The organism is Mastigocoleus testarum BC008, from assembly GCF_001456025.1.
Classification (GTDB): domain Bacteria; phylum Cyanobacteriota; class Cyanobacteriia; order Cyanobacteriales; family Nostocaceae; genus Mastigocoleus; species Mastigocoleus testarum.
This window is the reverse complement of the sequence record NZ_LMTZ01000011.1, coordinates 26950-38976: the sequence shown is the minus strand read 5'-3', so window position 1 is coordinate 38976 and position 12027 is coordinate 26950. Positions and strand designations below refer to the sequence as shown.

Genomic DNA, 12027 nt, shown 5'->3' with positions numbered 1-12027 from the left:
TGATGACAAAACCACGGCATGAATTAAATAAGCAATTACAGACTGTTTAAACCACAAGGGTTCCAGCTTTTCTTAGTGCCATTCGTTTCTGAAACAATATTCCCTGCTTCTATGTGGGAAATTTTTAAGCACAATCGTCAAGAATTTTTTCAAAATTATATTGACGACCTTCCTAAGATAAAAGCTGTTGAAAATAAATACCGTCCTTGTCTTTATTTTGAAAGACTTATTGCTTTCGACTCATGTCCTCACAATGGTAACCAGCTAGAACACATTATTTCTGAGTATACATCACGCCCTAAAGTTAGAAGAAGTATGTTTCAAGCATCTATTTTTGATCCAGCGCGAGACCACGTTCGGAATGCACAGTTAGGCTTTCCTTGTCTAGGACATATCAGCTTTGTGCCAAACAATAAGGATAAAACCTTAGTTCTTAATGCTTTTTACGCAACTCAACAAATACTTAGCAAAGCCTATGGTAATTATTTAGGTCTTTGTAAGTTGGGTAATTTTATGGCTCATGAAATGGGACTGAAATTTGAGCGCATGAACTGTTTTGTTGGCGTAGCAAAGTTGGACGAAGAAATCAACGGAAAAAAAATTGGAAAAACATCACCTGTAATAACACCACTTAAAGAGGCGGTTCGCAAAGCCTTACAATCAAAAACTGAATCATAGATAGGAATAAATCTGATGCTTTTTGAAATTCTTGGTGGATAGAACAGCACCTGTCCCACCTCTACAAAAAATTATGTCCTTGCAAAAAAATTGAGATTAACCCCATGGACAGATAAGCTTATGAGCATTCATCTTATATAGAGTAGATGCTCATCGCCTTGCAACATGGGAATTAAAAATCAGAAGCAGGTTAAAGAAAAAGATAAGCAGAATTTACAACTAAATTTGGAGCTTGGTAACCTTGGGGGAAAACCAAAATTTACTCCAATACCCACCATCATTTCAAAGCGTTTGTCTGCTAAACCTACAGTTGTATTCGATACTTACTGGCTGTTCGCCGCCGAAAGGCAAAAGATATTTTTTAAGAAATTACAAAATGCATCAATGCCTTGGACTAAAGACCAAATACTTTCTAGCTACAAGTTTACCAATGCCTATCGGGCTAGCGATCGCACAAGCCAATACTTGATTCGCCACGTTATCTACCGCTCGGACTTACCAACTTCTAAGGAGGAGGTTTTCTTTAGAATTATTCTCTTCAAGATTTTTAACAAAATTAAAACTTGGGAGCTTCTGGAACATCATCTTGGTCAAATCGTTTATGCTGACTATTCTTTTGAACGCTATGACAAAGTTCTGACAGAAGCAATGGAGTCAGGCAAAAGGATATATTCTGCAGCATACATCATGCCTTCAGGCGGTAAAATTCTCGGGTACACTACCAAGCACCGCAATCATCTTAAGTTAATCGAAAAGATGATGGGCGATGAACTGTCAAAACAGCTTGCAGATGCATCTTCAATGCAGCGAGGTTTCGAGTTACTGCTCAAATATCCAACGATTGGAAATTTTTTGGCGTATCAGTTTATTACCGATATTAACTACAGCGAGATTACCAACTTTAGCGAAATGGAGTTTGTAATTCCTGGTCCCGGTGCATTAGATGGTATCCGCAAATGTTTTTCTGATTTGGGTGGTCTCAAGGAAACAGACATTATCAGATATATGGCAGATAACCAAGAGTCTGAATTCAAGCGATTAGAGCTTGATTTTAAATCTCTTTGGGGACGCCCACTACAACTAATTGACTGCCAAAATCTATTTTGCGAAGTCGATAAGTACGCCCGAATTAAACATCCAGAAATATCGGGAATATCTGGTCGAACTCGCATCAAACAGAAATATTCAGCCAATTCTCAACCCTTCGATTGTTGGTATCCACCTAATTGGGGAATTAACCAAGCTATTCAAGAATCCAAAATAACCAAATTCTCATCGAAACAAAGTTTTAATCAAAGGAGTGGATAATGGACTTTCACAAATATCAACAACAAGCACTGAAGACTGACCAAGTTCCCAGTGGCACAGAAAATGACGTTATCGTACCTTTACTGGGTTTAGTCGGTGAAGCTGGTTCACTTTTGACTGAGTATAAAAAACATCTACGAGATGGAAGTGCTCACAAGCTTTTCAAAGAGGGTATAGCAGAAGAGTTAGGAGATTTACTTTGGTATATTGCCAATGTAACAAGTAAGTTTGACCTTAATTTACAAGAAATTGCAGAAGGTAATTTGAAAAAGTGTCTTAATCGTTGGGGAACCAAAGGGAAAGATACTCAAACTAAAGGTTATTTCTTCGACAAAGACTTTTCCGAACAAGAACGCTTACTACGTCAGTTTGAAGTAAACATTATTGAGGTCCGCGAAAACAATTCTGTGAAAATAAAACTATTTATTAACGGAAAACAAGTTGGAAATGACCTAACTGATAACTGCTACTCCAGCGATGGGTACCGCTTTCATGATATTTTCCATCTTTCCTACGTCGCAGTTTTAGGTTGGTCCCCAGTAATTCGTAAACTTCTTGGACGCAAGCGAAAAAGCGATCGCCTCTTTGACGAAGTAGAAGACGGTGGTCGCGCTACAGCTATTGAGGAAGGTATCTCAGCACTTGTGTTTAGCTATGCTAAAAATCACGAGTTCTTAGAGGGAGTTAAAGCAATAGATTACGAACTGCTAAAAACAATCAAAAATATGACCTTAGATTTAGAAATTTCTCAATGTTCCCTCAGTGATTGGGAGAGAGCAATCCTTATGGGTTATGAAGTCTGGCGACAAGCAGAGAAAAATCTTGGAGGTAGAATTTTTGTTGACATGGATGCAGGTTTTATATCCTATCAAGGAAAATGACGAGCGATCGCCAGTCGGTAAATTTCGTTGCGAACATAAATGTAAATGTAGTCTTGAGATCTCCCCAAATAGAAAAATTTCCAGGGGAGAATCTCTTGTGGACGTGATCGCATCAGCAACTTTAAATTCTTCGGTAGCGCTAATCGTGAGATAGTGAATGATTTAGACGTATGCACTTGAAAATCACAACATCTAAATATCTTCAAACCGATAACGACTACCAAGGATGTAATCCTCGTTGATCTCAAAAGATGTCCACCGACGTTTTAACGTCTCTGCAACAAAACCTGTAGTATTCGAACCAGAGAATGGATCCAGTACCACATCACCTTCATCAGTCACAAATTTAATAAAGAATTCTGCAAAAGCTGAAGGAAAACGTGCAGGATGAGGTTTAACTCCTTCTTGCTTACAGCGACGCAAATAAGCGCTGTTTGACTCGGTATTAGCAAGTTCTAGCAAGTTAGGTGGAATTGCACCTTGGTTATCCTTTTGGAATTTATTCGAAATATCATGACCGCTAGGACGTAATTTAGCCTTATAGCCGCGTTTGAGTAATTGCTTCATGCTTTTGCTATAGGGCTTTAAAACTTTTCTATTGTTAGCTTTGGGGTGAGGAGTTTTTGATAACCACCAAACTACGTTTACTGAGTCTTTAACCCGAATTCGCCGTACAGTCACCCACTCTGCTGGAGTTGGAAGTCGAGATGGATTGTAATGATAAAATTCTTGGGCGAGGTAAAATCCAACTTCCTTACACAATGTGACTAAAAGTTCGTATTGATAGATACTACGAACCGGAAAACCTGGAAGATACGCACCACCTAAGTCCAATACAAATGAACCATCTGGAGCAAGGACTCGTTTGAATTCACGAGCAAAAGGTAAAAACCATTCTATATATTTTTCTGCACTTTCATTGCCATATTCTTTTTTTCTCGTGAGCGCAAAGGGAGGCGAAGTTAAAATTAAGTTGACACTGTCGTCAGGGATAAACTTAATTAATTCGAGAGTGTTACCTAAATATACATTGCCGTAATCCTTACTATAGTAAGCTGTAAAGTTTATTTTGTTTTGTGGATTTGTGTCTTCCTGTTTCAAGGCTTGTAACTTTTAGAAAACCTTCTCAGTGTTATATTTATAGCTTGTTTTGGGGACAAAATATTTTTTTTTCAAATTACCCAAGACTTGAAGTGAGCTGAAAAGGAATGACTCTCATACTTTGAACCTAAGTAAATAAAATTATGTATTGGCAATATTAATAACTTTAGCTTTTATTTTACATTTATTCTCAAATTGATTCAAAAATTTGCAGTACTTGTCGCTATTTCATAATCACAAGGATGAATTAAATTTTACCCCTCGCTTTATTTTCTACTTACTACTACCACTGTACCCGGCAAAATTAAAAGCAGATCTGTTCGACAGACTTGCTCCCTTAAAATAAGTGCTTCCTCAAAATAAATATTAAACCTTGGGTTCCTTATATGCTTTTAACCACTTTAAAGTTCGTTTAACTCCCAAACGATGTTTTAAATCTTCAAGGGAATTATATTTACGATTATCTAGTATCAGCTTGGCATACCCATCTTTAATTCCAGGGATGCTCATCAAAGTAGATTTATCGCTGTGATTGAGAAAACTTAAAAAATCTTCCACGTCAGATGGTTCTATGACTCTTTGATTAAGTTTTGATTGTAGTGTTACTTGTTCTATAGCCTTCCCAATTACTGCTTGCTGTGCAGCAATAATAAATACCCAAATTTGTTCGATATTAGCAAATTTTGCGGCTTCATAAATCGCAAGTCCAGTAAGCAGATGATATGTATCTTCTCTATCTGTCAAGCAAACTAACGGAAGAGCAAAGTTACAGTTAAATTCATCCTTCCAAGAACTGGAAATTTTCTCTAACATCCATGGAGAAGTACCAGAATCTTTTTGAAAGACTTCGATTTGACTGAGGGAAATCAGATAAGGCTTACATTCTATACCTTTATATAAATCAGGCATTTTACTTACTCAGTTTTTCTCAATAGTATTAATTATTCTGATGATTTCCTGAGTTAAGCTGATAAATTGATAAGCTACATTTTTTCCCTTTCCGGTCTTTTCTGCATACACAGACATTGGTTGACGAGCTTTCAATGCTTCACCCACATAGGTGGAATGTTGAATTTCCTGGAGCATTGAAATATTTTGACGTTCAAAGCGATTCTTTATCAATTCCTTCATTGTTCTATTTAAATTAGTCCCTCGAGTCATAAAAGGAACAATGCCGATTATTTTACCCCTTTTACCCTCTGTGTTTTGCTCGATTTCTTTGACTTGCTTGATTGGATTATTTATTCCGTAAGCTGAAAGATATTCCATCTGAGATGGAATCACCATATATTGAGCCGCACACACTCCATTCCAAGTAATATCTGTATAACTTGGAGGAGTATCGATGATGACGTAATCATAATCTTTGGCTATATCTGACTTTTGAAGTCCCTTGTTAAGTAACTCTTGACGATAAGGTCTACTACCAATTTCAGCATCTTTTGTTCTATAGCTACCAGGAATCACATCTATTTTTCCGTTTATACCCCAAATATAATAGTTAATATATTTATTAAATTGACTGCTATAAACATAGTCCATATAGTTAAACCCAAGACCTTTATCTGCTTTCAAAAAGTCAATTAATTCTTTTCTCCCAGCAAAATCATCAAGAATTTGTTCGACTTCTTCTAAGCTAGAAGCATTGTCGATTTCATCCGCTCTATTAACTCCTAAGACTAAGCTTGCATTTGCTTGATCATCTAAATCAACAACTAAAACTCTATTACCTTGTTTTGCTAATTCAAAAGCAAGATTAATAACCAAAGTTGTTTTACCAACCCCACCTTTTGAGGTATGAATAGAAATTGTACGCATATTAATTGTAAATAAGAAATCACGTAGAAACTCAGCAATAGGTTCTACTCTAGTTGGATCTTTAATAGTATGCTTGGTAATTAAATTAAATTGACCATTAGTTAATTCATATACTTCTAGTCGGAAAGGATCTATCAATAGCCCAAACCGAGTATTTGAATAATTTAGGTATGTATATAATTGATAACGAGCACTATCATCTATCCGAGCAATTGCACTTTTAATTTCAACTAAAAAATTAATATATCTGTTTAAGTCCTCAATATAAAAATCTACCCACCATTTTTTTCGACAATTTCTTAACTTTTTTATTTTAAACTCTGGATACCAATGAGAATAACCACTCTTTGCTGGTAAACCAGCCATTTGTAGCATTTTTTGAACTAAATGCAAAGACACATATGCTTCATTGTTCCACTCAGATGAAATTTGAGACATACTATTAGATATACAGGTTTAGCAAGCAAAAAACATTTTAAAGCTATTCTGTATGTAATATGCCTTCATTGTGTTATCAATATCCCAAAACAATTAAATAAAAACTTTAATTTCTAATATTTTGATATAATATTCGATTAAATTTAGAGTCTTTTTCTAAGCATTTGCTAAAACCATACTACATAACAGGATATCAGCTAGCTTTAATTAGAAGGTAATAAAATAAAGTCAAAATTAAAAAGCTATGATTTGTGAGAGTTTACTCCTTATACCGATTAAATAAATAATTGCAACATATCCTTCGGTAGAGATCTTGCACGCAAGGTCTCTACAAAATATATCCGTCTCATTATTTTTCCAAATTGGTATTACTTGCAGGTAGTGCTATATCTATTTTGAATTTTGAGTTGAGCTCAATATCACAATTAATTGTACAAAAAATCATTGCATAAAAAATCCCCTACCTCAGGCAGGGGATTCTTTAATAACCTAAACCACTAGCAGCAGGACTAACCAAACTTACCAGCCGTTGAAGCTATGAGGAAGGCGGCATACGTCAGTACATAACCAACTGCAAAGTGAGCTAGACCAACTACACGCGCTTGAACGATGGATAAAGCAACGGGCTTGTCTTTCCAACGAACTAAGTTCGCCAAAGGAGTACGCTCGTGTGCCCAAACCAAGGTTTCAATTAACTCTTGCCAGTAACCTCTCCAGGAGATTAAGAACATGAAGCCAGTTGCCCAAACTAGGTGTCCGAATAAGAACATCCATGCCCAGACAGACAGGTTATTCATGCCGTAGGGGTTGTACCCGTTAATCAACTGAGCAGAGTTTGCCCACAGATAATCGCGGAACCAGCCCATGAGATATGTGGAGTTCTCATTAAACTGTGCCACGTTTCCTTGCCATACACCCAGGTGTTTCCAGTGCCAGTAGAATGTTACCCATCCAACTGTATTTAATGACCAGAACAGAGCTAGATAGAAGGAGTCCCAAGCGGAGATATCACAAGTACCGCCACGACCAGGACCATCACAAGGGAATGCATAGCCGAAATCCTTTTTATCGGGCATCAGCTTGGAACCACGAGCATCTAAAGCACCTTTTACAAGTACTAGAACTGTGGTGTGAATTGCTAAAGCAAAGGCGTGGTGTACTAAAAAGTCACCAGGTCCAATGGTTAAGAATAGAGAGTTAGAACCATTGTTGATGGCATCCAACCAACCACTCAACCAAACGTTGCCGTAGTTAGGATAAGCAGTATAAGCAATACTGTCAGCGTTAGACAGTAAAGTATCCATGCCGTATAACACCTTACCGTGAGCAGCTTGAATGAACTGAGCAAATACCGGCTCAATCAAGATTTGTTTCTCAGGTGTGCCGAAGGCAACTACTACGTCATTGTGTACGTACAAACCTAAAGTGTGGAAGCCTAGGAAGAGAGATACCCAGCTTAAGTGGGAGATAATCGCTTCTTTATGCTTTAACACGCGGTCTAATACGTTGCCCTTGTTTTGTTCGGGGTCGTAGTCACGAACCCAGAAAATCGCAGCGTGGGCAAAAGCACCAGTCATCAAGAAAACTGCAATGTACTGGTGGTGGGTGTACAGAGCTGCCTGTGTGGTGTAATCCCTAGATATAAATGCGTAGGGAGGCAGAGAGTACATGTGTTGCGCTACTAGGGAGCAAATTGTTCCCAAAGATGCCAGTGCCAAAGACAACTGGAAGTGTAGCGAATTGTTGATGGTATCGTACAGCCCTTGGTGAGGCAAGTTGAATTGACCTTCGCTCTTATTGCCAAAGAATGTTTTGGCGTTAAGCATCTCTTTGATGTTGTGACCAATACCGAAGTTTGTCCGGTACATGTGACCAGCAACGATAAAGAGAACTGCGATCGCGAGGTGGTGGTGAGCCATATCGGTCAACCACAATGACTCGGTCTGGGGATGGAATCCACCCAAGAAGGTCAAAATTGCAGTACCAGCACCTTGGGAGGTACCAAAGATGTGGCTTGCTGTATCGGGATTTTGAGCATAAACGCCCCAGTTCCCGGTAAAGAAGGGTTGTAAACCTGCTGGATGTGGTGGTGTACTCAAGAAGTTATCCCAGCCTACGTGGACACCACGAGATTCGGGGATAGCAACGTGAACCAAGTGACCAGTCCAAGCTAAGGAGCTAACACCAAAAAGACCAGCTAGGTGGTGATTTAGACGAGGCTCAGCGCTCTTGAACCAAGAGAGACTAGGACGGAACTTGGGTTGCAAGTGCAACCAACCTGCGAACAACAATACTGAAGCTAGGAGCAGTAAGAATACCGAACCTGTGTAAAGGTCGTTGTTGGTTCGCATGCCAATGGTGTACCACCAGTGGTAAACACCAGAGTAAGCAATATTAACAGGATTGCTTGCTCCACCTTGGGTAAAAGCTTCAATTGCTGGTTTACCAAAGTGGGGATCCCAAATTGCGTGAGCAATGGGACGGATGTGAAGAGGATCTTTAATCCACTGTTCAAAGTTACCTTGCCAAGCAACGTGGAACAGGAGGCTGGATGCCCACAGGAAAATGATTGCCAGATGACCGAAGTGTGTTGCAAAAATCTTTTGATAAAGATTCTCTTCGGTCATGCCATCATGGCTTTCAAAATCATTTCCCATAGCCATCGCATACCAAATCCGACGCGTAGTCGGATCCTGTGCGAGATCCTGGCTAAATTTTGGAAATTTTGTCGCCATAGGTTTTATAAATCCTCAGACATGATAGCCATTTGATTTAAGCTTTTCTAGGAGTTTTGAGTTTTGAGTTTTGAGTTTTAACAGTTGAAATTTAATAGTTTGTGATGTTTTACCATCTATCACTAATATTCAAAAGTTTTATGACCCAAAACCCATCACTCAAACTCATAAAGCCAATTGTCAGCCTACTGAAAGTATGTGTGCGTGGAAGAATGCCCAAGTTGTTGCAATTCCTCCTAAAAGATAGTGTGCCAATCCTACTGCACGACCTTGAGTAATACTCAAAGCGCGAGGTTGAATCGCAGGTGCTACCTTTAATTTATTGTGAGCCCAAACAATGGATTCAATCAATTCTTGCCAGTAGCCACGACCACTGAATAAGAACATCAAGCTGAATGCCCAAATAAAGTGAGCGCCCAAGAACATCAGACCGTAGCCTGAAAGTGGACTGCCATAGGAGTTAATTACCTGTGCAGCTTGTGCCCATAAGAAGTCGCGTAACCAGCCGTTGATAGTGATCGCACTTTGAGCAAAGTTTCCGTAAGTGATATGAGACACATTGCCAGATGCGTCTACAGTACCCCAAACATCAGATTGCATCTTCCAACTAAAGTGGAAAATTACAACTGAGAGGCAGTTATACATCCAGAATAGTCCGAGGAATACGTGATCCCATCCAGATACTTGACAAGTACCACCACGACCAGGACCGTCGCAGGGGAAGCGGAAGCCCAAGTTTCCTTTGTCTGGAATCAGACGAGAACTCCGGGCATATAAAACACCTTTAAGCAGGATTAAAACGGTAACGTGAATGGTGAACGCGTGAATGTGGTGCACCATAAAGTCAGCTGTACCCAAAGCAATGGGCATCATTGCTACTTTGCCACCTACCGCTACAACACCACCACCAAAAGCATGAGATACAGTTGCTAATGCGTTGGGTGCTGTACCACCAATACCAGGAGCCATTGTGTGGATATTCTGTACCCACTGAGCAAACACTGGCTGCAATTGAATTGCGGCGTCAGAGAACATGTCTTGGGGACGACCCAAGGCACGCATAGTGTCGTTATGGATGTACAAACCAAAGCTATGGAAGCCTAGGAAAATACATACCCAGTTGAGGTGGGAAATAATTGCATCCCGATGACGGATAACCCGATCTAGTAAGTTGTCTTGGTTAACTACTGGATCGTAATCCCGCACCATGAATATGGCTCCATGAGCAGCACCACCAACAATTAAGAAACCACCAATCCACATGTGATGAGTAAATAGGCACAACTGAGTTGCATAGTCAGTAGCCAAGTATGGATATGGAGGCATGGAGTACATGTGGTGCGCCACAATAATTGTCAAAGAACCTAGCATTGCAAGGTTAATTGCCAACTGAGCATGCCAAGATGTGGTCAAAACTTCATAAAGACCCTTGTGACCTTGACCGGTGAAGGGACCTTTATGATTTTCGAGAATTTCTTTGATGCTGTGACCAATACCCCAATTGGTACGGTACATGTGACCTGCGACGATAAATACTACCGCGATCGCCAAGTGGTGATGGGCAATATCTGTCATCCACAAGCTACCTGTAACTGGGTTCAAACCACCTTTGAAGGTGAGAAAATCTGCATATTGTCCCCAGTCTAAGGTAAAGAAAGGTGTTAACCCATTAACAAAACCGGGATAAAGGTCGGTTAACAACTCTTTATTGAGTATCAATTCATGAGGTAAGGGAATATCCTTGAGAGCTACTCCCGCATCCAACAACTTATTTGTAGGTGCGGACACGTGAATCAAGTGACCTGCCCAACCCAAAGAACCACAACCAAGCAATACTGCCAAGTGGTGATTCAACATGGACTCTACGTTCTGGAACCATTCCAGTTTTGGTGCGCGTTTGTGGTAGTGGAACCAGCCTGCAAATAGGAATAAGCCTGCTAATACTAAACCACCAATCGCTGTGCAGTAGAGTTGGAATGAACTGGTAATACCCCAGCCACGCCATACATGGAATATGCCGCTTGTGATTTGAATTCCGTGGAATCCACCACCAACATCTCCGTTTAAAATATCTTGCCCAACAATGGGCCAAACGACTTGAGCGCTGGGTTTAACCCCTAGCGGGTCGCTTAACCAAGCTTCATAGTTAGAAAACTTGGCTCCGTGAAATATCATCCCGCTCAGCCACAATGTCACTACTGCTAAGTGACCAAAGTGAGCAGCGAAGATTTTGCGGGATATATCTTCTAGATCGCTTGTATGTGTATCAAAGTCATGGGCGAGCGCATGTAGGTTCCAAATCCACGTAGTGGTTTTTGGACCCCGGCCTAAGCTTCTGTCGAAATGACCTGGTTTTGCCCACTTCTCAAAGGAAGTTGGTACTGGATCTTTGTCGACTATAACTCTAGCTTTCTTTTCCTCTCGCTCTGGAGGACTAATTGTCATTCGACCTCCTCTCTAGATAAGGATTGAGGAATCAATTTTCTCACAAGTTACTTTCTTGAGTTTGCGAAACTTTTCACTTTCTCCATAAATATACTGGAGTCACAAGAAAATTTTTTTGTGATTAGTGGTTTCAGTTGAATTATAAGGGCTTTACTCCCACATAGTCAGAAACATTTTAACAATAATTAAAAATCCCTGGATCGATTGTCCAATATTGATTGTGTCTTTTAAATAGGTGTGCAAAAGTCAATAGTTACTGTATTTAATTTACAAACAGAAACAATTCGCAACTTTTATCAATTTGTAGTTTTGACTTAATGTTCGATTTAATCCTCATCAAGAATTTAGCTGATTGGGCTCTAGCTCTACTATTTACGGGATATAAGCTTTTATTACTCTTTAGTTATTGATTTTCTGATGTAGTTAAAAAAACTATGAATAAAATGACAATGGAAAAAATAAAAATCTTATATTTGAGTTCCAGATATAGAAAATGAACTATATTTCTGCTTTGGGGCTATATTTGGCTACCAATCAATTCAGACAAAATTAATACGAATAATTTAGATGATTATTAGTGTTTGGAAATGTAAGGAAAAACTAATGAACTCACCGTGGAAACA

The 12027-nt window shown here is 39.3% G+C and carries 9 protein-coding genes; 3 read left to right on the top strand and 6 right to left on the bottom strand.

The window, feature by feature from the left end; translation table 11 throughout:
- Positions 1-75: 75 nt before the first annotated feature.
- From BC008_RS03135 to BC008_RS03125, 3 genes are all read left to right on the top strand, one after another.
- Positions 76-678 (top strand): thymidylate synthase family protein, encoded by a 603-nt coding sequence (locus BC008_RS03135; RefSeq protein WP_201026073.1) that lies wholly within the window; start codon positions 76-78, stop codon positions 676-678.
- Between the two features lie 165 nt (positions 679-843).
- Entirely contained in the window at positions 844-1986 is a 1143-nt protein-coding gene (locus BC008_RS03130) for a nucleotide kinase domain-containing protein (RefSeq protein ID WP_058183036.1), read from the top strand.
- Entirely contained in the window at positions 1986-2867 is an 882-nt protein-coding gene (locus BC008_RS03125) for a nucleoside triphosphate pyrophosphohydrolase family protein (protein ID WP_027844786.1), read from the top strand. The genes BC008_RS03130 and BC008_RS03125 overlap by 1 nt, the downstream gene beginning before the upstream one ends.
- Here BC008_RS03125 and BC008_RS52015 read toward each other — a convergent pair.
- The 6 genes from BC008_RS52015 to psaA all read right to left on the bottom strand — a co-directional run bounded on the left by BC008_RS52015 (position 2855) and on the right by psaA (position 11404).
- Entirely contained in the window at positions 2855-2980 is a 126-nt protein-coding gene (locus BC008_RS52015) for a hypothetical protein (RefSeq protein WP_268768191.1), read from the bottom strand. The genes BC008_RS03125 and BC008_RS52015 overlap by 13 nt on opposite strands.
- 79 nt (positions 2981-3059) lie before the next feature.
- The gene (locus BC008_RS03120) at positions 3060-3968 is read right to left on the bottom strand and encodes a DNA-methyltransferase (protein ID WP_027844785.1); all 909 of its coding nucleotides are present in this window, start codon (positions 3966-3968) and stop codon (positions 3060-3062) included.
- 366 nt (positions 3969-4334) lie between these two features.
- Positions 4335-4877, bottom strand: a complete 543-nt coding sequence (locus BC008_RS03115; RefSeq protein WP_027844784.1) for a hypothetical protein — start codon at positions 4875-4877, stop codon at positions 4335-4337.
- A gap of 9 nt (positions 4878-4886) precedes the next feature.
- A complete protein-coding gene (locus BC008_RS03110; RefSeq protein ID WP_058183038.1) occupies positions 4887-6224 on the bottom strand; it encodes a ParA family protein in 1338 nt (445 codons plus the stop codon).
- Positions 6225-6733: 509 nt separating this feature from the next.
- Positions 6734-8959, bottom strand: coding sequence for a photosystem I core protein PsaB (psaB, locus tag BC008_RS03105; protein WP_027844782.1), 2226 nt, complete (start codon positions 8957-8959; stop codon positions 6734-6736).
- A gap of 180 nt (positions 8960-9139) precedes the next feature.
- A complete protein-coding gene (gene psaA / locus BC008_RS03100) occupies positions 9140-11404 on the bottom strand; it encodes a photosystem I core protein PsaA (protein ID WP_027844781.1) in 2265 nt (754 codons plus the stop codon).
- Positions 11405-12027: the final 623 nt, after the last annotated feature.

Excerpts from the sequence above, each read along its gene's own strand:
- BC008_RS03110 (WP_058183038.1), bottom strand. The coding sequence starts at position 6,224 with ATGTCTCAAATTTCATCTGAGTGGAACAATGAAGCATATGTGTCTTTG.
- BC008_RS03125 (WP_027844786.1), top strand. The coding sequence starts at position 1,986 with ATGGACTTTCACAAATATCAACAACAAGCACTGAAGACTGACCAAGTT.
- psaA (WP_027844781.1), bottom strand. The coding sequence starts at position 11,404 with ATGACAATTAGTCCTCCAGAGCGAGAGGAAAAGAAAGCTAGAGTTATA.
- BC008_RS03115 (WP_027844784.1), bottom strand. The coding sequence starts at position 4,877 with ATGCCTGATTTATATAAAGGTATAGAATGTAAGCCTTATCTGATTTCC.
- BC008_RS03130 (WP_058183036.1), top strand. The coding sequence starts at position 844 with ATGGGAATTAAAAATCAGAAGCAGGTTAAAGAAAAAGATAAGCAGAAT.
- BC008_RS52015 (WP_268768191.1), bottom strand. The coding sequence starts at position 2,980 with ATGCGATCACGTCCACAAGAGATTCTCCCCTGGAAATTTTTCTATTTG.
- psaB (WP_027844782.1), bottom strand. The coding sequence starts at position 8,959 with ATGGCGACAAAATTTCCAAAATTTAGCCAGGATCTCGCACAGGATCCG.